Here is a 21,574-nt window from a genome sequence, read left to right on the forward strand (position 1 = left end):
GGGGGAGTATTCCAACCTCGGACTATTCGGGTGATCCGTGGAGAGACGCAGCCCGGCGGGTCTCAGGATGGCATGTCGGTTTCGCGTCGGATTGCGGTGTATTGGCCCCAGTCTCGGGCCGAAAGTGCCGCCCACCGAACGGCCGTGTTCGGGTCCAGTCCGAGGAGGTCGGCGAGAACGGGAACGGGCATCGTGGCGGCGAGCTGGAACAGGGCGGCTTTGCGGGCGTGGTTGGGGTGGATGCCGCGGGAGACGAGCCGGGACCGCATGGTTTCGGTGGTCAGGTGCTTGCCGGGAACCCCGCCCGGGAATAGCCAGGTGTTGGGTCGGCTCACGTAGGAGGCCCATCCCGGGCGGTTGAGGTGGTCGCGGACGAGCTGGTCCAGCGGGGCAGGAAGCTCGATCGGTTCGGTGTCGAATGTGACAGTCACGATGTCGGAATCGATGGTGATCTGATTGGCGCGCATGCGGCAGATCCGCGCGACCGGCTGGGCGAACAGCAGCATGAACAGGCCGCCGATGCGGGCGTAGAGGTGGATCGTGTTGTCGTGTATGAGGGTTTCGACGTGGTCCCAGCGTTGCTCGTCCGACAGCATGACTTCCGGCTGGGTGGTTGGCTGCTTCGGCAGTTCGAGTTCAGAGGTCAGGGCGGTTCGTGCGGTCCATTCGATGAACGGTCTGAGCATCGCGGCGTGGCCGGGATGGGCGAGCAGGTAGTCATCCAGCATCGCTTGGGTGAGATCGGCCAGTTCGGTGTCGTGGTCGTCGAGCCAGGTGAGGAACTTGATCGTGGACAGGATCGCGTTGCGTGCCTGCAGCACGGAGCCGCGGGTGACTCGGTCGCCGAGCATATGCAGTCGGCGCAGGGCGTGCCATCGAGCGAAGCGGTGAACAAGGTCGGCGCGGTGCTTGGGTTCGGCATCGAGCAGAGCGCGCAGCCAGGACGGGATGCGGGCGACGAGCGGTTGGTAGGGCGGCAGAACACCGGTCGCGGTGAGGAGATCGCGAACGTAGTTGACGTTCCGGTTGCAGGGCAGGTCATAGAACGCGGTGTGGCTGATCGCGATCTCACCGCGCGCCATCATGACCAGGATGTCGGGTCTGGCCGAGCGTCGGGTCAGCCAATACAGGGTGGTTTGGGGCCGGGGTCCGGCGAGTAGTGCGTCGTAGACGGGTTGCAGCTGCGGGTGGACGCGGCTGGTGGTGTCGGCGAGCAGAGTGGTGAGCCGGTCGGCCAGGGTACAGGTCGCGCAGCAGGCGCCGAAGACGTTGTCCTCGCGGCCGCAGTTGTTGCAGCCGAAGGAGGATGTGTTGCCGGTGCAGCTGGTGCAGGCCGGGCGCTGGTGTTCGTCGTAGAAGGCGAGAACTTTCGTCTGCCCGCAGCCGGGGCAGGTTTGCGTCGCCCGCCGGCGTCGCGCCCAGCAGGCATCGCAGAATCGTTGGTCGAGGAACACGCGTGTTTGCTTCGTCGAGCGCCCGCAGCCGGGGCAGATTCTCGGCGGGACGCGCTCGCCGCCCATCAGTGGTGAGGCTGGCGCACAGTGGCCCGGATCGGGCGCAGGGCACCGATCTCCAGGCCTTCGCAGTCTGCTCCACCAGTGCCGGTGGCGGTGAGTTCGTCGTGTTCGACGGCGGGTTCGAGAAGGTCGTTGGGTTGGCAGTCGAGGATGTCGCACAACGCGGCGAGCAGGTCGGTGTTGATCCGTTGCGGTGCCGTGGTGACAAGGCGGTGCACGTATTGGCGGGTCAAGTTCACCCCGCGATCGGCCAACAGCGGGACCAGTTCGCTGGTCTGGAAGATGCCGCGCGCGGCCATCATCTGGCGCAGATGCCAACGCATGACGAGACGTCGACCGGTCACCGGTCCTCCTTCACTGTGTCGTGTTTCGGTGCGTAAACCCTGCTCAGCGCCGAACGTAGCGTCTTGTTCTTGAAGTCGCTGCTCACCGAGGTGTAGATCGCGGTCGTGGATGCGAAGTGGTGGCCGACCTGTTCTTGGACGAACCGTTCCGGGGAGCCGAACTCGATCAGGTGCGTCACGTACGAGTGCCTCAAACAGTGCAGCGTGAGATCAGCATCCAGACCGGCTTCGGAGCGGATGCGGGCGAACCGCTTCTCCAGGAAGTGGGCGTCGACGCGCGTGAGCCGCTCGGTTAACCACAACGCCGGATGGTCGGCGGGAGAGAAGATCGGGCGGGCGTGCTCGACCCATTGGCGCATCCCGGCGACCACCCAGTCGAACTCCGGCACCGTCAGCACGGTCCGCCGACGCGGGACTCCACCGCGGGTGGCTTTGCCGTAGCGCACGTGCACCGAGCCGTAGGTGCCCCACTCGGCGACGTGCGGATTCGGTCGCAGATCCACCACATCCAACCGGCACAACTCGTTGCGGCGCAGCCCATAGGCGTAGGCGGTCTTTAGCATCTGGGCATCACGCAACGCCGCCAATGCGCCCTTGCGGCCTGATCCGGCGATCTTCTCGACCCGATCGTCGAGGTAGTCGAACAGCTTCTGGAGCTCGTCGTAGGACAGCGGCCGGCGACCTGGTCGGCCTTCGTAGTCGGTCAGGTGGACCACGGTGTTCCACTCGTGGCAGACCTGCACCGGAACCTGCCCGAACCGATCCCGGCACTGGCGAACCCACTCGTAGCGGGTGTCGGTCAGGTAGTCGCAGAACATCCGCAACGTCAGGTGGTAGCCACGGATCGTCGACGGCGCCAACCGGCCACCGGAATCCGACTTCAGCGAAACCGTGAAATCTTCGACGTCACCCAGCGTCCACGCCCACGGGTAAGAGCCGGTGAACTCGACGAACCGGCGCACCAAACTGATTCGCGGATCGATCGTGCCGGGGCTCAACATTCGTGACGCCTGCTGCTTGGTCCAGCCCTGCAACATCCCCGAGAACACCGCTGCGGGCTCGTCGAGATGCCGGACACCCTCGACCAGAACCAGCCCCGCCGCGCCAGGGATCTTGCTCAACAGCCCACTCCCATCCGTCTATGGAAAGGCGACAATGTCGCCTCAAAGTAGCGGTGTTCACGACGAAGTCAAGGACCGCCAGGTCACCGGAATCGTGTCGTGAATGCGATCGGCGATAGTCCACCTGCGAGGCCTCTGAGCAGTCACCTTTTAGTGGATAGTCCCGGTTACTCACAGAGGTGCAGGAGGTGTGACGGAGATTCGGAGCGCGCGGCTGGTAGCTGCCACGGCCCAGATCGGGTTGTCAGAGAGGGGCCGGAGGCCCACAGCGACGCCACCGGACTCGTGTATGCGCGCCGGTAGTGCTGGGAGGCTGAGCTACGGTGAGACTTTCGAGCCTGGCCGGAGGAATCACACCCCGCCCCACGGCAACCGCTAGGTTCGGCGCCACCGCTTGTTTCGGATCGGCAACCGCTAGCCCCCGCAGGCGAGGGGTGAAGTTGCCCCTGCGCACGGAAGGTTGCGTGGGATACCGTGAATTGGCAAGCGCTAGGTGAGGAGTCGAGGAGATGACCGATGAGGCGGCCGGGACCGAACCCGGCAAGCAGACGGGTAAGGCGAAGACGTCACCGGTGAGTGCCCGCGCCAGGGCACGGCTTCGCGCTGCGGAGGCCGCGGCGGCGGAGCGCAAGCGTCTGAACCAGATCGAGTCGCTGCTGACGGATCTGTTTGCCGCTGACGAGGCCGCCGAAGAGGCGATCGGAGCTGCCTCGCGGCGGCGCGACGAGCAGATCGCAGAGGCGGAGAAGCGGTACAAGGCCGCGCTCGCTCGGGCGGCCCAGCGCTACGAGGGAGCCGTAGCCAAACAGTACGAGCCGCACCGTCGGGTCATCACCGCGTTGAAGTCGCTGGGGCTGACCGAGGCCGACATCGCCACCAAGACCGGGCTGAAGCCGACAGATGTTCGCAAGTACCTCAAGTCCGTGCCGGAGTTCCAGCCAGAGGAGACGCAACCCACCGATGACGCGTCGGCTTCCCAGCCCCCGCAGTCCTCGCCTGGTCAGCACCGGACCGGCTTGGTAGAAGACGGCCATGCCGTCACTGGCACCGACTCCGCTCCCGCCCCTGACGTCTCTGCGGCTGAACCGCCGGCCGACGGCTCACCGGACTCCGCTGCTGCTCCGTTGGCATCGTGACGATGTGACGGCGCACAATGCACCGCAGCGACTGGAGGCCGGGGACACTGCCGAGCGTGCACGGTTCGAGGCGAAGGTGGTGCGCGGGCCCGGTCGTGATGATTGCTGGATCTGGATCGGCGGCATCGGCGATGACGGGTATGGCCGGTTCTGGATCCGGCGCGACGGCCGCGCCCAGGTCGTCCGCCCACCTCGCTACGCGGTCGCGCTCTATGTCGGCACCGTGCCTGCCGGGCGCTATGCGATGCATGACGAATGCGACAACCCGATCTGTGTGCGTGCCATGCAGGTCGATGATCGCCGCCCTCACGTCGTGCTCGGCACTCAGCAGCAGAACTTGACCACGATGGGGCGGCGCAGGCGATCGCACGGTGGTCGGCCGGTGTGGCTGCACGACGGACTGACTCGCGCACAACGAGTTGCGCGGTCACGGGCGCTGCGCGAGGCGGTGCGGTCGGGATGGGATGAGGACGCGGTGCGCGCAGCGATGCTCATCGGTGGCTCGCGGGCAGATCGGTATCCGGTCGAAAACGGCGAGTTCGTCGACCACCCGACCCTGTTCGATGCGCACGGCCTTCTGTAACTACAGGCATCGTTCACCGATCAGGCGCGGGCCCTCGCGGGTGCGAGGTATCGAAGGCCTGGAGCGCTGAACGCGCGGTAGGCCATATCCGAGCGCCACCGTCCGTACTTCGCGAGATAGATCCGGTGGCCGAGAAGCCACAGCGCGACACCAACGGCGAGCGCCAGAATGCTCGGCAGCAGCCGAGCCGGATTCAGGAACACAGTCGACAGGCCGAGCAGACTGTCGAGAACGAGCAGAGCGCCGAGAACACGCGCGACGAGAGAGCCGCAAGCCCATCCGATCAGCGCCAGCAGCGCCAAGAGCGCGACCACCGCGACGGCACCGGCCACGATCGTCATCACGCCCACCTCCTCATGTCGATGTGCGGCACCCGCCGCACACGTTGGTCAGGTTGTATCGCACCGCTCCGACACTCGGCGGACAGTGCGGGCTCGCGTTGCAGAACTGGGCCCCGGGGTGGTGTCTGAGGCGGGTGCGCCATGGAGCTCGGCGCATCCGCCCATGGGTGTGAGTGGCAGCTTTACGCGGGTGGTGATGTGGGGGCGATCCCGCGTACCGTGCCCCGGTTTGGGTCGTAGGTCGTGGGATTCACGATCAGCGCGCAGCGGTCACACCGGTAGCGCAGGTCTGCCTGGTCCGTGTCGGCGGGGTCACGGTCTCGGCCGTGCGCGTCGCACGCAGAGAAGCCGTCGAGGTCGGAACGGTTGCCGCACCGGCAGTCCCAGTCGTCGGCGGCGGTGGCGCGGATCTCGCAGTCCTGGCGGCGTGCCGCGCCGGGGGTTCCCCACAGACCATGCACCGCCTCGACCGGGCCCAGGCCGCGCTTCCAGAGGTCGTAGAAGCCGTCGAGGCTGTAGCCGTCACGGCGATGGTCGCCGTCGGCAGTGTGGCCCAGCAGGCGCTCGACATCGGTGACCCACTGCTGCCACTTGTCAGGCGCCACCGCGGCGGACTCCAGCATTCCGATGTACTGGTGATCGGTCGATTCGATCATGGGGCTGCTTCTTTCGTTCGTCGGATGTGTGGTCTGCGGTTGGCTCATGCTGGCTGCCAACCGGCGGTGCGGCCGTAGCGCCACACCTGCGGCTTCTCCAGTCGCATCCCGCGGTCGTGGTACTCGGCCAGATCACGCGCGTCCTGGTGGGAGTCTGCGGCAGGCAGCAGGCCCGCCTGCCGCAGGGCGGCCAGGATCGCGTGATGGGCATGGATGCCCGAGGGGGAGCCGGTGTCGGGGTCGAGTTGGAACAGCATCACGATCGAGCCGGGCCGCGGGCCGGGCATCGGGTGCATCGACACCGGTTCGGGATGGTCAGGAGCGTGGGTCATCGGATTCCCTTCGGAAGTTGGTGAGTTCGTCGGCGTGGGCGGCGGTCTGCTCGCGGCGTCCCTGTGGCTTGGAGCGGGGCGTCGTGAGCGGTAACCGTGTCCGCGCGTTTCTGGTGTCGTCGGATGGGGCGTTAGAACGGCGGAAGGTTCTCCGGCGCGGCGCGCCAGGTTCCCTCGTCGATGTCCCAGCCGCGCGCTGTCCATGCGATCCTGGTCATCGCACATGGCCACGGTTCGTTGTGCTCACACACGGTGGCCTCGTCAATGGGTCGCGGGCATGGTGTGATGTGCGCGGCGATGGTCGACAGTCGCTGTTGGGCGGCGTGGTGTTGTTCGGTCTCGTCGGCCTCTCGGCCCGGGTTGACCTTGATTGCCTCAGCGATCGCGCGGCGGGCATCCGCTACTCGTGTCTCGGTGTCGGATCCGCCTTCGAACTCGACATCGTAGACAGCTGGCGATCGCAGTTCGCCGATGATGTCTTGGGCCCGCCGACACCGCTGGTCGATGAAGTCGAGCTCGCGTGCGAGTGCCTTACGCAGCCGCGCGATGTCATCGCCGTTGCGTAGGCGATCTTTCTCCTCTTCCGTCCAAGGGTCCGTCTCAGCGCGGTCTCGGCACCATCGAGCGAACTCGATGCGGCGCTGATCTTCTGCGGTCTCGGCCGCGGTGCAGTGGTCGTGGTTCGACATGGTCTCGTCTTCCTTCTGGTGTCGCGCCGGCGGTCGGCGTTTCCGGAGTCGGCTCCTCCCGGGTGGGGAAGGCGCCCGGGTGTGGGTCGGATTGAGCGGCGGGGCGGGATGGCCCGCCCCGCCGAGATAGCGGTACGGTCAGCGAGTCGCCTCGACCACGGGGACGGGCGATGGCTCGGTGATTCCGCCGCCGTCATCCCAGCGGCGGCAGTACGGGCACCACGGCCGCAGCCGGTGGTGCAGCCAGACCGAGTACATGTAGAGCACCGCGAGCAGGTCGAACGGCAGACTGACAACCTGGCCGGGAAGTCCGAAGCCTCTCACCAGAACCTCGATCCCGATCGCGACAAGGATCAGGATTCCCATGCGCCCGGACAGCCGGTGATTGAGCCACAGAACCGGCTTCTCGCACTGGGCTCTGGCCCCCGCATCGGCGGGTACCTCGCTCATGCACCGCACACACAGCCGCGTCAGGCTGTTGTGCAGGACCCCAGCCAGATACAGCAGTGACGCGAGGAAGCCGACCACCCGAATCGTCCAGTGCTCGATGCCGAGGTAGTAGCAGGTGCGCGTCGCGATGGTGATCGCGATGCCGTAGAGCATCAGGTGCGCGGAGGTGGTCAGGATCCGGCCGGTCACCGAATCGTCGTCGTTGAACGCATTGTCGATGGACATCAGGTTCCTTCGTTCGTCGGGAGTTCAGAACTGGGCGAGGGTGGCGTTGACCCGGCCGCAGGCGTGCGCGAGCAGGTCATAGGCGGCGCGACGCGGCAGAGTGGTCAACTGGAAGACGTCGATGTGGTCGGGCTCGTCGGTCGCGGCGAACCCAGGAACGATGTCCTGGGCGACCTTGCCCAGGAAATAGGCCATGGAATCGTGGAGCGTGTAGGCGAGGTTGTCGCCGAGTCCATGCATGGCGATGGTGCTGGCCAGGATGGGGGCGTTGGCGTCCAGGACGTCGGCCAGGGTGGTGGTACCCGCGTAGATGTCGTCGCGAGCTGTGCGCAGCAGGTGGATCAGGCTCAGGACGATCCGGCCGTCCAGGGTGCCGAGCGGGTCGATGCGCAGCTGCGCGGGCAGGGTAGTCATAACGCTCCTTGTTGGCGGTCGGGGCCCGAAAGGGCGAGTTGATTGAGGTGGCCGTTTTCATCGACTAGGGCGGAGACCTCAGGTGCTGCGGGTGCTGGCCGCGAGGGGGGCCTGCGTGTTCGTCGCGGCGCCCTGATCCGCGGGGAGTTGCCGAACAACTCAAGTTGAATGGCATCGGTGGTGGCATCGTGCTCGGTGAGCCATAGCCGGGGCTTGCCGTGCGCGTACGCGCGGATGTCCACCGTCAAATCCAGCGCGGCGACGCGGGGGGCAGGCAGGTCCTCGCGTTGGAATCTCAGCGTCCAGGCGCGGTCGCGGTTGTGGTAGTCGAGTTCATCGGCGAGGTGTGCCCGGCACACGCAGACCTCCCAGGGCCCTCGCTTCCCGGAGAGGTATCGCACAACGCGGATCTTGTGGGTGGCGCGCTGCTTGCATGTGTAGCCTTCACCGCCCTGGCCGGTGTCGTGGTTGGGCTCGATGGTCCAGACCCAGCGCTCACAGGTAGGGATCTGCCAGCCGCTAGTGATGGGGCGGCGGGGCGGGGCCTGGTCGGTGAGGATCATTGCTACCGCGCCTCCGCCTGGTGGCCGGAGCTGATCGCTGCTTGCACGGCGGTGGCGAGCTCGGGATCGAGGTCTGCGAGACGGACGAAGCAGTCCTCGACGATTCGGGTGGCGCCGTCGTGGCCGTGGATATCGGCGATGTCGGCGAGCCGGTCGGCGTTCTGGAATGTGCGCACCTTGCCGCGCCAACGCATGCTGACGGTGCCGTCGGGCCATTCCACAATGTCGGCAACGTCGCCCGTGCCGGAGTAGCCCGTCACGTCGGTGTCGCGGCGAAGGATGAACAACCGTGGGCGGGTCGGTCTTTCGGTCATTGATCGATTCCTGGTGCGAGAGGCTGGGAGGCCGCGCGTGGCCTCCCAGCCGAGGAGTGGTCGGTCAGTGCGGGCGCGCTGGCTGGAGCGAGGCGCCCGGCGGCGACGGGTAGTCGACGTAGAAGCGGATCTCGATCCGTGCCTCGGCGGCGGGCACTTCGCACCGTGCAAGGAGCACCTGCGCGATTGCGGCGGTGGTAAGTCCGCAGTCGGCCGCTGCCCTGAGTGCGCCCCCGGTGATGCGGTCCAGATGCCCTCGGTCGTCGCCGCTGGGGGAGTACCAGGTCGCTTCCACGCCGACGATCTGGCGACCGCGCACGATGCCGCTGCGGGACAAGCTGGGGGCGGCGCGACGGATGTCGCTGTAGAGGTCGCGGCGGGCCACGGCCGCGGCGAGCGGCAGCGGCCACGGCAGCAGGCCCACGCTGTGGGAGTACACCGCCTGGTTGAGATTGAATGGCATTGCATTCCTCAATTCGATTGCTGGGGGGAGCATTCGAGGGGCGGCCCGGGCAGATAGCCGCTGTCCGGGCCGATCTCGCATGCAAGGGGATGGTTGCCGCGATTGCGGCAAGGGTCCTGGCTACTACTCCGAGGCGACGGTGATCGTCGGCCAGGAGACGAGCGCGCCCGCGGCGCCGTTGAGGAGATGTTGCCGGGTGTTGAGTTCGAGCATCATCGCGTCGATCTCGGTCGTGGTGGCAGGGGCCGGGAGTTCGGCGGCGAGGATCGCGTGTGCGGTGATGAAAACGGCGTATGCGACCCATTCGTACGGGCACTGGATGGCGAAGCACTTCCTCCGTCGGCCGTCCTCACCGAAGTGCCGCCAGTCGGCGAGGGTGCACGCCGACCGCCAGGGAGTGTTGGGGCTGGCCGGAATCCGGTCGGCAACAGCGGCGGAAAGGATGTCGAATGTCTCGCGCGTCAAGGTGTACTCGGCAGGCAGGACGTACACGTGGGCTCCTTCGACTAGGTGGGTTGGTGTTGCTCGAAAACTCGAACAACACCAACCTTACCAACCTTACCAACCTTTCGCAACTTGATGGGTTCCCTGCCTGGTGGCGGGCGGATTGGCGGCGTCGGGCAGGTGTTAGGCGGCGGCCGGGTTCATTCGTCGTTGTGCAGGGCGAAATTGTGGAGGTTGGTCTTCGCCACCGAGGAGGCGGTCTCGAGTGCAGTCGGTAACCGCAATTCCGACCCAAGTGGTGGGGTCACCGGGACTTTCAGGGGCATCGGGGTCGTCGGCGGACAGGTTGAGCCAGCGCCAGATCCTGTCCTATTCGGTGTCGGAGTTCTTCTTTCCGGCTCGGCGTCGGCTGCGGTGGTGCTGCACGAATCGGAGGATGCGGGCGGCTTTGGTTTCGGCTTGCTCGCGAACGGGCTGCGGGCAGTTGGGAGAGACGCAGAACGTCTTGGCGCGCAGGTCGATGGTGAGTTTGGTGTCGACTGCGATTACTCCGAGCCCTTGGGGGCGCACGCACAGATGCAAGGTGGCGGTGGCGATTGCGGGGTCGCTGTGGCGGTTGGGCCATAGCAGTACGGTCTCGCTGCCCCAGGCCCGTTTCTCGGTGTCGGGGCAGATGCGGACGCCGCTTTGGAGCAGTCCCTCCGGTGTGTCGCGGCTGGCGGGGAAGAAGGTGTAGAACGGCCACCATCCGGGCCCGTAGTGGACGAACTCGTCCAGGCGGTAGTTCCATTCGCCAGGCGGGGTGGGCACTCCCCAGCTGTAGAAGTAGCTACCGGTGGGGTCGTCGGGGCGCACGGGCATGATCTGTGTCCTTTCGCTGCATTGTGGGAATGTGGGGCTTGGGGAGTGCCCCGGGCAGATAGCCGCTGTCCGGGGCCGTCTCCTGTGCGTGTGTGGTCAGAGGTGGAACAGGGGTGGCTGGGCGGCGGTGTCACGGGCCCAGGACAGGACGGTGGGCAGGTTGGCGTCTGGGGCGTAGGTGAGGTAGGTGCCGTCCACGCTGTGGCATCCGATTGCGGCGGCGTACTGGTAGCGGCGCCGAGAGTTCACCCGGCCCATGTGGACCCAGATGCCCATGCTCGCGGCGACGGCCGCCAGGTTGGCGGCTTCCTCGCCGAGCTTCCAGGCGGTGTCCCCGCCGAGGAACAAGCAGTCGATTTCTTCCCACGGATCCCACGTGCAGTACTCCATGAAGTTCTGCGCCACGAACCCTGCGGGGAACCCCATATCCCGGATGCGGGGCAGCATGTCGCGGGAACGCGCCAGCGTCGCCCAGTGGTTGCCGACGACGTCGGGCGCGGTGACGAACAGGCATTGGTCGGCGTAGGGCCGCATCGTCTTCAGCCAGCGCAGGTAGGCCTCGTCACCGGGGTATCGGCCGGTGAACGCGCCGTTGTCGGCGCACCACGCCGGGTAGTCCGCGGTGATGCGGTTGCCCTGCGCCGGCGTCGCGATCGCGGCGAGCTTCCCGGCGCGGATGGCTTCGCGGATCGCTGGTGTGCTCGGTGGGGTGAGGTAGATCGGCGGGTGGTTGCTCATCGCTGCCGATCCGTTCGTGGCGTCCAATTCGTGCAGGTGCAGCCGTCTTCGCGCAGCGCGGTGCTTATCCGCCGGTATTCGGCCCAGCTCAGACGCGCGTTGTTCGCGCACACCAGCAGTACCGGCGTCAGGAGAGCCACGACCAAGACAGGGTTCGTGCTCGGCACGATGCCGAGCGTGAAGAACACACAGATCCCGGCGAGCACACCGACGGCGGCGGCATCGACCTGGACCTGCTTGCCCTGCTCCCATTGCTGGCGGTGGCGGCGTTCGTGTTCGTGTTCGAGCATCGGAGATGTTTCTTTCTGGTCAGGAAGGACGTGAGGATCGAGTGGTCTCGGGCGCCACCCGATCCCCACGGGGTTGAGGGGTCTCACCAGCAGGAATCCCGGCTAGCGGGGCGGTTCGGCCTTGGCGATCAGGGCGGCCAGTACCTTGTCGGGCTCAAAACCGGGCTCGTAGCGACTGACGGCCATGCCGCCGGGGTTGGGATGATTGGCGCTCAGATGCGCGTCGGTGGCGGCCATGGATGAGAACGGGCCGTACGCGGTGGCGTACTCGCGCCAGTCGAATGCGGATTGCGGTGCGTCCCAGTTCTCGAGCAGGTAGTACCAGCGGCCGGGCTGCACCTCGATGAATTCGCAAGCCAGGTTGGTGCTCATGACGTTGTCCTCCATGAATCGGTGAGGGTTGGGGCACCGGGTGCGGTCGCCCGGTGCCGGGGTCGGCGGGGGTCTGGCCCGCTGGGATCAGCCGCGCTCGGCGGTCAGGTGGTCGATCAATGCGGCCACGGCGGCGATGTTGGGCCCAGGCTCGCCTTCGTGCGGCCAGCTGTCGCGGTGCAGGCTCAGGTCGTCGACCAGTTGTCGGGCTTCGGCGGCCAGCTCTGCGCGGGGTATGTCGTCGCGGCCGTCAACCCACTGGGCCAACCTGGGGCAGTAGTGGTCACCGGCCCATCCGGCGGCAATGATCTTGGCCTCGCCCTCGCTGATCGCGATGTCCGCGCTGTCGTCGGTGTAGATCCGCTGGGCCACGCTCTGGTAGGTCGGCTCCTCGCGCAGGTAGCGGATCAGGGCGCGCACCGCTGCGGTGGCGGTTTCCTGGCTGCCGATGTCCTCGCGGTGCCAGGGCTTGGACAGAGCGGGGTCGGTGACCTCGCGCAGCATCCGTTCGGCCTCGGCGATCAGCACCGATCGGTTGATCTCGTCGGCGTGGGGGCCGCCATCGGCCCATGCGTCGAGGTTGGGGAACGGCTCGCCGTCCCAGGCGGTGTAGCCGCCGTAGTCGGTGAACCAGCGCTGCGGAACGGCTTTCGCTTCCAGCTCGCCCAGCTCGGCCTCGCGACCAGTGGCCATCTTGGACAGCACGCCGGAGTAGGTGCGGTGCCAGGTTTCGTAGTCGAACATCTCTGTGTCTCTTTCGTTTTGATGTCGGCGAGCCGATCGGGTTCTGAAACCGGCTGCTCGGGGGTGCGGTGGGATGCGGAGAGGAAAGGAGGGCGGCGGACGCGGGAATCGGGTCGCCGCCCCACTTCCGGCGAAGGGCTAGAAGGACAAGGACAAGCGCAGAGCGGCCATGTACTCCTCGACCTGGGAGGTGACCAGCTGCAGTTCCCATTCGCCGACGACGACGAAGCCCGCCTGGGCAAGCTGGCGGGTAACTTCATCCAGCGTTGCGGCGGGAGTGGCGGGCGGGTCGAGAGGGACGTTGGCGCCTCCCGGGCGGCCCTCGTAGTCGAAGACCTCGACTACGCCACCCGGGAGCCACCGGGCGCGCAGTGAGATCACGCCTCGGAACTCGGCGGCGAGAGCGTCGATGATCGCGGTCAGCCGCGCAGACGCCGTGTCGAAGGCGGAAGCGCGCTTGTAGAGGTCGTTGTGTCCGGATCGCGCGAGGTCCATGTACGCGCGGGCGGCGTCGGTGTAGGTGTCGCGCTCGTCGGCCAGGACGGCGACCACGCCGTTGATCTCCGTGTCGCCGTGGAAGTGGCCGGTGGCGACCGACGCGGCGAGCGCACGGACGGTCAGCTCGGCGGCGTAGTCGATGATGCCGTCGGCGTTCAGGACCGCCTGCTGCTCTGCGACCTCGGACAGGAACCGCATGACCTTGGTGGTGGGCGTGGGCCGGGTGTCGGAGTCGAACATCGAGGTGTCTCTTTCGTTTCGATGGAGTGCTCACGGCCGGGCACCGGGCGGTGGTCGCCCGGTGCCCGGGTGGGTCAGTAGGCGGGCCGGAACAGGTGGTGGGCGCATCCCCAGTGCCCGCGGCGGGCTTCGTCGGCCTCGACGCCGGAATACTGCGAGAAAGTCGCGCACCCGACGCGGAAGCCGGGCAGCGGGTCGAGCAGGATGACGTCGCTGTTCCAGTCGCCCTGCAGGTGCTTGCCGACCACGTCGGGCTCCATGTCGACTTCCCCGATCACCTCGGCGGGGACCTCGATCACCCGCCACCGGTCGGTGCCGTCGTCGAGCAGTTCGCTGACCGCGACCCGGACAAATGTGTTGCGGCCCAGCCCGAGTTCGGCGCGGACGTCCTCGATCGGCGGGCCGACGAGTTCGCCCGCCATCGCGGATTCGAGAACGTTGATGAGGTCGGCCGGGGCCGCGCCGTTGGCGTTGAGGGAAACGCGCCCGCCGTCGAAGCGCACCGAGTCCAGCCCTGCCCAGCGCTGTTGCAGGATGCGAAAGTGCGCGATCGCCTCGGGGACGATCCGGCCGGTCTGGTCGATGCCGACGGTGAAGGCCAGCACGAGCCAGTCGTGTCCGCACGTCTGGCGGGGCAGCCGGGGATGTTCGGTGTCCACGACGCCCTTGAGCGTGGTCGTCCACTCTTCGTCGCCGTAGGATTCGGCCAGCAGCCCCCAAACGGTCATCCGCTCCAGCGAGATGATTTCGGTGTCGGGGTATTGCGCTGCGGAGGCGGCGGCGGCCTCGGCCGCCGAACGAGCGGGGTAGTAGTCCACGTAGCCGTTGCTGTAGTCGGCACGCCATGCGGTCGCGGGGATGGTGCTCACGGTTCGGTTCCCTTCGTGAAATGACTGGGGGAGCGGAGTAGTCAGGCGCGTTCCACGCGCACGATGAGGTAGCTGTCGGTGTCGAGCTGGCCGACGCCGACCATTCGCCAGCCGTGCTGAGCGAGGACGTCGGCGGGGTCGTTGCCGATGGGGACGAGCGGGTTGGAGTGCAGCGTGTACGTCGCGATCGGCGGGCCGCCGTAGCCGTCGGCGGTGATCACGACATCGGCGATCTGGCGGGGTCGGTCGTCGGGGTCGACGGACTCGTCGGTGACGATGCGGGCGGTGAACGTTGCGTCGGCGGCGATCACGGGCCGCGGTGGTGCGGTGACTCGCGCCTTCTCCATCGCGATGAGCACGAGCTCGATCAGGGTGGTCGGCATCGGGTTGCCGAAGTCGCCGCTCAAGGCCATGGTGCCGTCGGGCAGGATGTGGATCCGGCCTTCGGCGCGCGCGTTACGGGCGATGACGACGGGGTTGCCGAATTCGTCGCGGCTGGTGGTCACGTCGATCATGGGGAGTCCTGTTCTGTATCAGTGATTTCGGGCAGGTTCTGGGTGGGCCCGGCGTGGCCGGGCCCACCCGTGGGTCGATCAGGCGGCGAGAGTGAGTTGGTCTGCTGAGGGCCAGCGCTCGATGTCCTGGCCGGTCACTGCTTCGACGAGCGCGGAGACGATGACCTCGGCGGCGGGTGGGGTCACCGCGTTGCCGAGCTGGCGGACCTTTTGGCGTTTGTTGCCGAGCACGATGTAGCCGGGGGCGAACGCCATCGCGGTCCCGATCTCGTGCGGCTCCAACATGCGAAACCGCACGTCGGCGATCTGGTCTTCGGTGATGACGTCGACCAGGGCGTAGCGGTCGCGGCTGGTGAGCGCGCCGACCGGCTCGGCGACGCTGCGGGGGCGGGTTTTGCCGTAGTAGGGCAGCAGCATCGCCTTCCACGTCTCGACCGACGTGCCAGACGGGGTGACCAAACCGTGGTGGTTGCCCGACGCGGTGACCGTGGCCAGGGCCTCGGCCGCCGAGCGGGCATCCGAGCCGCCGCCACGCAACTCCGCGACGAACGGCATGAAGGCCAGAGCGGTCTCGTTGCGGGTGGTCTGGGTGCGCAAGGGGCTGGTAGCGAGCTGGGCTTCCTTGCCTTCGCGGCCCTCCATGGGCACGACCAGCGGCGGCGGGACGACCAGGCCGTGGCCGCTGCCGTCGGCCACGATCGTGGCCAGCTGCTCGTCCAGGCCGATCGTGCGGGGACGGCCGGACCTCAGCAGCGCCAGGAACGGTGCCGGGATCGCCACGCCGTCGTTCTCACGTGTCGTGCGGGCGGCCATGGGGTCGGTCACCGGCATCGCGGCATCACGCCAGGTGCCACCGGCGGGCACCATCATCGGCATCTCGGTCGCGTAGCGGCGCAACCCGATCCGGATGCGCTCCATCGTCTTCTCGGCCAGCGGGGTCTCCCGGTCACCGATCCGGGTTCCGGGCAGGCTCCAGTCGATCGCGGCGGCGGCCGGGACGGCGGGCGGCTCGAGGATGGCGTTGCGGCACTTCACACGCGGGCAGCGGTAGACGTACTGGGCGCGGTAGCGGCCCATGTCCGCGCCTTCCTTCTTCCACACCTGCACCGCCTGGACCCATTCGTCGCAGACCTCGCAGTAGGCCAGCGGACGCAGCCACTTGTTCCAATCCGGTTCGCGGGCAATGGATTCGTGCCAGTAGGCGACGTACAGCCGGTCGCGGGACTGCGGTGCGGCCGGGGTGCGGGCGGGCTGGGCGTGCATGGAGTTGAGCGCGATGACGCGGGTGCGGTAGCCGAGGCTGCGAATGCGGTTGATCCAGCGGTCCCACTGGTCCCACTTGCGGACTTCGACGACGTTCTCGACGACACCGACCAGCACCCGTCCACCGCGTGCGATCACGCCTTCCAGATAGAGCGGGACCTCCTCCATCAGTGCCCGGCTGCGTTCTTCTTCCTCGCGCTTGGCCTTGCTGCGCGGGTCCACGTCGAACAGTTCCTCCTGCAAGGAATGCTGGTAGTTCTGTTTCTTGCCGCGTGCGGCACTCCACTGCGGGCATTCCGGCGAGGCCCAGAAGATGTCCGCGATCGGCCAGCCGCCGACGGGCTCGTCGCGGATGTCGCCGATCCAGTGGTCGGTGCTGGGGAAGTTGGCCGCGTGTGATGCGATCGCCTGCTCCCAGTGGTTGGCAGCCCAGTCCACCGAGACGCCGGGGATCGCGTGCAGGGCTTGACTACTGCCACCGGCCCCGCAGAACCAATCCATTGCCGTCAACGTCATTTCGTGTCTCCCGTGTACGATCGGGGCACCTGGGCGGACCGGGCAGATAGCTGCTGCCCGGTCCGCTCGGGCGCTCAGGGGTGGGTCAGAATCGGGTGGCGAATTTGGTCTCGAGCGCCAGCCGCAAAGCGGTCACGCGGTCGGCGGCGTCCTCGAGGACCGTGACCCGCCGCTGGACCGCCTCGCGGTCCCCGACCACCGGATCGTTCAGCCAGGCCCAGGCCGCGTCCCTGTAGATCGCGGCGTGGTCTTTCAGCACCTCACGCACTCCGTGCAGCGGCCCGGAGTTGTACAGCGGCGCGCTTGCCACGGCGACCACGATCGCCCGCACGGCCAGCTCGGCGGCTTGGTCGACGTAGCCGGAGGCGTGCCGCACATGCTGCGCCGTCGCCATCCGGGCCAGCCACCGCTCCAGATCGGTGGGGAACGGCTCGCGAGCTGTCGGCGCACTCTGACGACCCGCAATGAGCTTCAGGGCGCTGCGGGCCGCCAGCGCCCAGTGGTTGGCGGCCTTGGTCACCCGAAGGAATGCAGCAGTCATCGCGAAATCACCTTTCAAGCTGGGGATTTGGGTTGAATCGGGGGCGTAAAGCCTTTGCGGGTCGAGTTCCCGCCCTCCCGATCTATACCAACCTAACCAACCTTACCAACCTACCGCAAGCCGAAATGGCCTATTTCGCGTTCTTTTCGGCGAAATTTCGCAGATTGGAGGCGGTTTCGACACGCTCTGGCATCCGCGCCGCAAGGCGGTCCGCCTCCCTCCTCCCTGCGCAGTTCTTCACTGAAGGTTGAAATGGTTGGTAAGGTTGGGATCTATGCGAGGTATATCCATGAAGGAACTGACCGACCTGGGGTGGGGCACCGTCCTCGATGAAGCTGCCGCCGACGAAGAAGCATTCGCGCTCCTCGTCCGAGGCAAGCCCCGGGCGGTACTGATGTCGCTGGGCTCCTGGCGCTTGGGGCGCGAGGCGGTCGACGTCCCGGCCTCCGCGATCGAGCGCGTCACCTCCCACGACGTCCGCCAGAACCTCGCCAGCTCCCGCGACGCCGCCCGTAGCGGCCGACACATCCTCATCACCCGCTACGCCGGAATCCGCCACGACGCCGGAACCGACGACCCCACCGAAGACCCCACCGTCGCAGCCGTTCTCGCCCCCTACGACTGGACCACGAAAGCGCTGTCCCTCGGCGACATCGTCACCACCGGCAACACCTAAATTCCGTAACCCCCCGTCGGCACGAGGCCGCCCTCACGGCGGCGCCGTGCTTAATCGTCAGATATGCATGTCTACATATCAACATGTCGGACATGGAGAAGGTAGATCCGGCTCGAGGGGCGGATCGCCCGTGGCTCAGGGTGTTGACATCACAGTCCTGGATGGTCGGGGCACACGAGGCCTTCGATGCCGGGGATGGTGCGCCACTTGCGCACGGTCAGCCAGCGGAGCACCAGCGCCGGGACGGTACCGGTGTCGATCAGCTCGGTGGCCCAGTGCCCGACCAGCAAGGGGCCCGAGTCGTCGCACAGTGCGCAGTCGACATCGGCGATCGTCTCCGTCGGGCGCGGTCGGCAGCGCTGGCAGTGGCGCCGTTCGACCAGTCCGCCTGGATGTTCGGGGTCGGGCTCCAGCCAGATCACGGCGTTGTCTTGGAGCAAGCGACCTCGTTCTCTGTCGGAAGTTGTTGTGTATCCGCATGTTTCGTTTCGGCAGACCGCAGGCGTGGTGGGTAGGTTCCGGTGGGCGGTGTGCTTCATCGACCAGGCTGCATCGGTCGTCGACTGACGTTGAGCACGGCGGAACTCGCGCGCCGGGTTGCTCTCGTCGATGCCGGGGTCCTCCACCTCATGTGTGGCCGAAGAACCGGACGCGCCGCGGTGCGGGGGCGGCGCAGGCGGGAGGACGGTGGTGGCGGTGAGCTGGTCGGGATCCGAGACCGCCCGTCCGGCGGCCGGGGCGGTCGGCGCGACGACGCGTGATGCGCGCACCGGGCGTGCCCATTCTTCGGCTACGGCCTCGGCGTCGAAGATGCCGAACGGCACCGCGTCTGCGGTCTGGTCGCTCGGATCTCCTGTGATGTTCGGGTCCGCATCATCGCTCGCCTCGTCAGCCGGCACCTCGGAGGCCGGATACGGCGCGGGCGTCAGCCACCTCTCGGCCTCAGCGTCCGCGTCGAAGATCCCGAACGGTACTACTTCGCCGAACACCTTTTCTGCATTCGCCTCGGCACCCGCGCCAACCCTGTCGGCGACGTCTGCCTCGATCTTGTTTTCGACTGGCGCTTCGGGCAGGAGCTCGACCACCGTGACTGGAAGGAGGCGGCGAGACGAGTTCCTGCCGGTCTCCGCCTGGCGGGCGACCCGCTTCGCGTACTGCTGCATCGCCTGTCGCGAGTTCCGCCCGAGCGCGCGGGCGAGTTGGTCCCACGTCGCGCCGCTGGCCGACGCGGCAGTGAGGAGGTCGTGCTCGATCGTGTCGACGCGATCGCGGTGATCGGCGAGCAACTGCAGGGCCGCGATTATGTCGGCCGTCGGCACAACCACGTCGGCGCCAACTGCGCGCCGCACACCGCGGACACACTCCCAGATATCGATCCACTTCTCGCGCAGCTCATCGTCGACATACCGGGCCAGGCGGTCACGCAGCCGCACTTGGTCATCACAATCGAGGCGCATGTGTGTCAACGTATGCGTTGACAGCAGAGTGGGTCAACGGTCCATTGACGTGTTGATCAGTGGAATTACCTGGACGTTCTGATAGTCGCCGCGATGTCAAAGGATCGTTGACACACCTGGAATGGGCGGGTCGGCGGCATGAACCGGAGTCCGCGAGGGTACGTCCCGCAGGCTCGAGACGCGCTCACGATGGATCCGCACACCGGCTCTGCCGAAAATGCGGTGCGGGCATGTGATGTGGTCACTGTGGACGATGTCACGCCGTTCGGGCGTGGATCAGATGCGGCCCTGAGTCGGTTGGGCGGGCATTTGCCGGGACATCATAGGTAGCCAGCAGCTCTGAAGCAGATCGGTCATCGACGTGGTGATAGCCGTAGGACAGCAGGAGGGCGCGGATTTCATCGGCGGTGAAAAATGTCTTCCATGGTTCACCCGCCGCGGCCACCAGGGCGGCGCGATTGTGAAGCTGCGCGCTTGTCGGGTCGCTGGGTGCTGAGGTGAGCGGGTAAAAGTAGTCGAACACCAATTCTGACGGGCCCTCCGCGATGTAGCGGAGGGTGTCGTCGACGGATGATCGAGTCAGATAGACCGCAACTCCGAGCCAGATAACCACGGTGCGGCGCGTGCGGTCCAGGCCTGCTTGCGCCAATGCGGCCGCCAGCGTGGACCGTTCGAAGTCGACCGGTGCGAAGGTAAGCGAGGCGGGGATCGCGATTCCGGCGGCGGCCAGTCGCTTGCGCTTCCAGTCTTGGGTAGCGGGGTGGTCCACTTCGAAAAACCGCACATGTGTGGTCGTTTGGCGATAGGCAGTGGTGTCCAACCCGGCACCGAGGATTACCACCTGATCGGTGCCCCCTGCGATAGCAGACCTGACGGTGTCGTCGGCGTAGCGGGACCGTGCGGCGATGAACAGACGTCGTTGACGCACCAGTTCGCCGGTTTGGCCCTCGTCGAATTCCGCAGAGGCCAGAGCTGATTCGCCAAAAATTCGCGCGGCCAGGGGATCGGTGAAGATCCGGGGCTTGTCAGCCACCTGATGGTAGGCCCGTGCGTGCGCTACGAACCTAGCGGTTCTACTCGGTTGCCCGGTCTGCATTTGTGTCACCCTCTCGTCGGTTGGAAGCCGCGCTGCTGGGTCGGTTGGGAACCACCTGGCCGATTGGGCACGGTGAACACCACCGGCAGCGCTGTGAGAGCTCGGTGGAAGAAGCCCGTCCGCCAGGTGAGCTGGTCGGCGGGCACGGCGAGCTTGATATCGGGGGCCAGGTCGAGCAGGTAGTCGATCGCGTCCTGCGCGATCTGGTAGGCCATCGTGCGGGCCGGGCATGCGTGCGGGCCGGCGCTGAAGGCGAGATGGGACCGGTTGCCGGTGCGGTCGCCCTTGGTGACCGGATCGGCGTTGCAGGCGGCGATGCTGATGACGACGGGCTGGTTCGCAGGCAGCCAGGTGTTGCCGATCAGCATCGGCTGCCGCGGGTAGGTGGTACAGAAGTTGGCCATCGGCGGGTTGTTGAACAGCACCTCGTCGAGGGCATCGCGGGTGGACAGGCTTCCGCTGAGCAGGCTGCCGCCGAATCGGTCGTCGGTGAGCATCAGCAGTAGGGTGTTGAGAATCAGGTTGCGGGCGGCTTCGATGCCCGCCCCGTAGAAGCTCATCACCTGGGCCACGACTTCGCTGTCGCCCAGGTTGTTGCGATGCTCGATCAGCCGGGTAGTCATATCGTCGCCGGGACGGGCGCGCTTGAGTCGCACCAGATCGCTCAGCGCAGTGGTGAGCATTTCCATGCCGGGCTCTGACTCAGAGGTGCTGTTGAAGCGTGCGGCCATGCCCGCGGCAACCCGCTGCCCGATTTCCTCCGGGCAGCCGAGTGCCTGGTTGAGCACGGCGAACACGAGCGGGAACGCATACTCGCTCCCGAGCTCGGCTCGGCCTGTGGTGATCCAACTCTCGACCAGTGGAGTGGCGAGGATTTCGACGGTGTCGTGCAGTGCGTGCAGGTCGACGTTGTCGATAGCCGCAGCGGATACCTGCCGAAGGCGGACGTGGTCGTGCCCGTCGGTGTACCGGGCGGCGGGATACCACTCCATCATGGGCCGCAGCGGGGAGTGGTCGGGGACGGTCTGTTGCCAGGCGCGCGGATCGTGCAGGAAGTGGTCGGGGTCGTTGAGGATGCGCACAGCGGTGGCGTGGTCGAGCACAAGGGTGCCGGGTATGCCGGGCGCCAGCTCGACCGGTGCCAGCGCCCCGTACTTGACCCGCATCGCTTCGTACGCCGCGTGCGGGTCGCGGGTGAACGCTTCTGCGTAGAGTGGAAAACGGTCGCCGTCGTCCGTGTCGACAGGAGACCCCTGGACGGGACAGCTCAATATAATTCCCCTTTTTAGACAGCGCCTCGGACGCG

At 66.9% G+C, this 21,574-nt stretch carries 29 protein-coding genes; 3 read left to right on the forward strand and 26 right to left on the reverse strand.

Annotated elements, in window-relative coordinates; genetic code table 11:
- Positions 1-62 precede the first annotated feature (62 nt).
- The 3 genes from GVY64_RS29485 to GVY64_RS29495 all read right to left on the reverse strand — a co-directional run bounded on the left by GVY64_RS29485 (position 63) and on the right by GVY64_RS29495 (position 2,982).
- Positions 63-1,454, reverse strand: coding sequence for a hypothetical protein (locus GVY64_RS29485; RefSeq protein WP_201298213.1), 1,392 nt, complete (start codon positions 1,452-1,454; stop codon positions 63-65).
- 65 nt (positions 1,455-1,519) lie between these two features.
- On the reverse strand, positions 1,520-1,861 hold the full coding sequence (locus GVY64_RS29490) for a helix-turn-helix domain-containing protein (RefSeq protein ID WP_236567333.1): 342 nt from the start codon (positions 1,859-1,861) through the stop codon (positions 1,520-1,522).
- Positions 1,858-2,982 carry a tyrosine-type recombinase/integrase gene (locus GVY64_RS29495; RefSeq protein WP_159848510.1) on the reverse strand — a complete coding sequence of 375 codons (1,125 nt, stop codon included), beginning with the start codon at positions 2,980-2,982 and terminating at the stop codon, positions 1,858-1,860. The genes GVY64_RS29490 and GVY64_RS29495 overlap by 4 nt, the downstream gene beginning before the upstream one ends.
- 509 nt (positions 2,983-3,491) lie before the next feature.
- Between GVY64_RS29495 and GVY64_RS29500 the strand changes: the two genes are divergently transcribed.
- On the forward strand, positions 3,492-4,118 hold the full coding sequence (locus tag GVY64_RS29500; protein WP_159848513.1) for a hypothetical protein: 627 nt from the start codon (positions 3,492-3,494) through the stop codon (positions 4,116-4,118).
- 4 nt (positions 4,119-4,122) lie between these two features.
- The gene (locus tag GVY64_RS29505) at positions 4,123-4,701 is read left to right on the forward strand and encodes a hypothetical protein (protein WP_236567334.1); all 579 of its coding nucleotides are present in this window, start codon (positions 4,123-4,125) and stop codon (positions 4,699-4,701) included.
- A 20-nt stretch (positions 4,702-4,721) separates the two neighbouring features.
- On the opposite strand, the gene GVY64_RS29510 is transcribed toward GVY64_RS29505, so the two are convergent.
- The 20 genes from GVY64_RS29510 to GVY64_RS29605 all read right to left on the reverse strand — a co-directional run bounded on the left by GVY64_RS29510 (position 4,722) and on the right by GVY64_RS29605 (position 17,039).
- Positions 4,722-5,042, reverse strand: coding sequence for a hypothetical protein (locus GVY64_RS29510; protein ID WP_159848516.1), 321 nt, complete (start codon positions 5,040-5,042; stop codon positions 4,722-4,724).
- A gap of 182 nt (positions 5,043-5,224) precedes the next feature.
- On the reverse strand, positions 5,225-5,698 hold the full coding sequence (locus GVY64_RS37405; RefSeq protein ID WP_201298214.1) for a hypothetical protein: 474 nt from the start codon (positions 5,696-5,698) through the stop codon (positions 5,225-5,227).
- Between the two features lie 44 nt (positions 5,699-5,742).
- On the reverse strand, positions 5,743-6,030 hold the full coding sequence (locus GVY64_RS29520) for a hypothetical protein (protein ID WP_159848519.1): 288 nt from the start codon (positions 6,028-6,030) through the stop codon (positions 5,743-5,745).
- A 131-nt stretch (positions 6,031-6,161) separates the two neighbouring features.
- Positions 6,162-6,719: a hypothetical protein gene (locus tag GVY64_RS29525; protein ID WP_159848522.1), complete on the reverse strand. Its 558-nt coding sequence runs from the start codon at positions 6,717-6,719 to the stop codon at positions 6,162-6,164.
- Between the two features lie 138 nt (positions 6,720-6,857).
- Entirely contained in the window at positions 6,858-7,394 is a 537-nt protein-coding gene (locus GVY64_RS29530) for a hypothetical protein (RefSeq protein WP_159848525.1), read from the reverse strand.
- Between the two features lie 24 nt (positions 7,395-7,418).
- Positions 7,419-7,808: a hypothetical protein gene (locus GVY64_RS29535; RefSeq protein WP_159848528.1), complete on the reverse strand. Its 390-nt coding sequence runs from the start codon at positions 7,806-7,808 to the stop codon at positions 7,419-7,421.
- The gene (locus GVY64_RS29540) at positions 7,805-8,371 is read right to left on the reverse strand and encodes a hypothetical protein (protein ID WP_159848531.1); all 567 of its coding nucleotides are present in this window, start codon (positions 8,369-8,371) and stop codon (positions 7,805-7,807) included. Before GVY64_RS29540 ends, GVY64_RS29535 begins: the two co-directional genes overlap by 4 nt.
- Before the next feature lie 2 nt (positions 8,372-8,373).
- The gene (locus GVY64_RS29545) at positions 8,374-8,685 is read right to left on the reverse strand and encodes a hypothetical protein (protein ID WP_201298215.1); all 312 of its coding nucleotides are present in this window, start codon (positions 8,683-8,685) and stop codon (positions 8,374-8,376) included.
- Between the two features lie 64 nt (positions 8,686-8,749).
- On the reverse strand, positions 8,750-9,148 hold the full coding sequence (locus tag GVY64_RS29550) for a hypothetical protein (protein ID WP_159848534.1): 399 nt from the start codon (positions 9,146-9,148) through the stop codon (positions 8,750-8,752).
- A 123-nt stretch (positions 9,149-9,271) separates the two neighbouring features.
- A complete protein-coding gene (locus GVY64_RS29555) occupies positions 9,272-9,640 on the reverse strand; it encodes a hypothetical protein (protein ID WP_159848537.1) in 369 nt (122 codons plus the stop codon).
- Positions 9,641-9,961: 321 nt separating this feature from the next.
- Entirely contained in the window at positions 9,962-10,453 is a 492-nt protein-coding gene (locus GVY64_RS29560) for a hypothetical protein (RefSeq protein ID WP_159848540.1), read from the reverse strand.
- A 96-nt stretch (positions 10,454-10,549) separates the two neighbouring features.
- Positions 10,550-11,191 (reverse strand): hypothetical protein, encoded by a 642-nt coding sequence (locus GVY64_RS29565; protein WP_159848543.1) that lies wholly within the window; start codon positions 11,189-11,191, stop codon positions 10,550-10,552.
- Positions 11,188-11,481: a hypothetical protein gene (locus GVY64_RS29570; protein WP_159848546.1), complete on the reverse strand. Its 294-nt coding sequence runs from the start codon at positions 11,479-11,481 to the stop codon at positions 11,188-11,190. Before GVY64_RS29570 ends, GVY64_RS29565 begins: the two co-directional genes overlap by 4 nt.
- 102 nt (positions 11,482-11,583) lie before the next feature.
- Positions 11,584-11,853: a hypothetical protein gene (locus GVY64_RS29575; RefSeq protein WP_159848549.1), complete on the reverse strand. Its 270-nt coding sequence runs from the start codon at positions 11,851-11,853 to the stop codon at positions 11,584-11,586.
- 87 nt (positions 11,854-11,940) lie between these two features.
- Positions 11,941-12,597 (reverse strand): hypothetical protein, encoded by a 657-nt coding sequence (locus GVY64_RS29580; RefSeq protein WP_159848552.1) that lies wholly within the window; start codon positions 12,595-12,597, stop codon positions 11,941-11,943.
- A gap of 138 nt (positions 12,598-12,735) precedes the next feature.
- Positions 12,736-13,335, reverse strand: coding sequence for a hypothetical protein (locus GVY64_RS29585; RefSeq protein WP_159848555.1), 600 nt, complete (start codon positions 13,333-13,335; stop codon positions 12,736-12,738).
- A gap of 74 nt (positions 13,336-13,409) precedes the next feature.
- Positions 13,410-14,204, reverse strand: a complete 795-nt coding sequence (locus GVY64_RS29590) for a hypothetical protein (protein ID WP_159848559.1) — start codon at positions 14,202-14,204, stop codon at positions 13,410-13,412.
- 41 nt (positions 14,205-14,245) lie between these two features.
- Positions 14,246-14,719 (reverse strand): hypothetical protein, encoded by a 474-nt coding sequence (locus GVY64_RS29595; protein WP_159848562.1) that lies wholly within the window; start codon positions 14,717-14,719, stop codon positions 14,246-14,248.
- Between the two features lie 78 nt (positions 14,720-14,797).
- Positions 14,798-16,498, reverse strand: a complete 1,701-nt coding sequence (locus GVY64_RS29600; RefSeq protein ID WP_159848565.1) for a DNA cytosine methyltransferase — start codon at positions 16,496-16,498, stop codon at positions 14,798-14,800.
- An 85-nt stretch (positions 16,499-16,583) separates the two neighbouring features.
- Entirely contained in the window at positions 16,584-17,039 is a 456-nt protein-coding gene (locus tag GVY64_RS29605) for a hypothetical protein (RefSeq protein ID WP_159848568.1), read from the reverse strand.
- A gap of 289 nt (positions 17,040-17,328) precedes the next feature.
- Here GVY64_RS29605 and GVY64_RS29610 point away from each other — a divergent pair, with 289 nt between their 5' ends.
- Positions 17,329-17,715, forward strand: a complete 387-nt coding sequence (locus GVY64_RS29610; protein ID WP_159848571.1) for a hypothetical protein — start codon at positions 17,329-17,331, stop codon at positions 17,713-17,715.
- Positions 17,716-17,864: 149 nt separating this feature from the next.
- Here GVY64_RS29610 and GVY64_RS29615 read toward each other — a convergent pair whose 3' ends face one another.
- The 3 genes from GVY64_RS29615 to GVY64_RS29625 form a co-directional block, all read right to left on the reverse strand.
- Positions 17,865-19,172: a hypothetical protein gene (locus GVY64_RS29615; RefSeq protein ID WP_159848574.1), complete on the reverse strand. Its 1,308-nt coding sequence runs from the start codon at positions 19,170-19,172 to the stop codon at positions 17,865-17,867.
- Positions 19,173-19,428: 256 nt separating this feature from the next.
- On the reverse strand, positions 19,429-20,205 hold the full coding sequence (locus GVY64_RS29620) for a class I SAM-dependent methyltransferase (RefSeq protein WP_236567335.1): 777 nt from the start codon (positions 20,203-20,205) through the stop codon (positions 19,429-19,431).
- A 68-nt stretch (positions 20,206-20,273) separates the two neighbouring features.
- A complete protein-coding gene (locus GVY64_RS29625) occupies positions 20,274-21,539 on the reverse strand; it encodes a cytochrome P450 (RefSeq protein ID WP_236567336.1) in 1,266 nt (421 codons plus the stop codon).
- Positions 21,540-21,574: the final 35 nt, after the last annotated feature.

The organism is Nocardia sp. CY41, assembly GCF_009829325.1.
Classification (GTDB): domain Bacteria; phylum Actinomycetota; class Actinomycetes; order Mycobacteriales; family Mycobacteriaceae; genus Nocardia.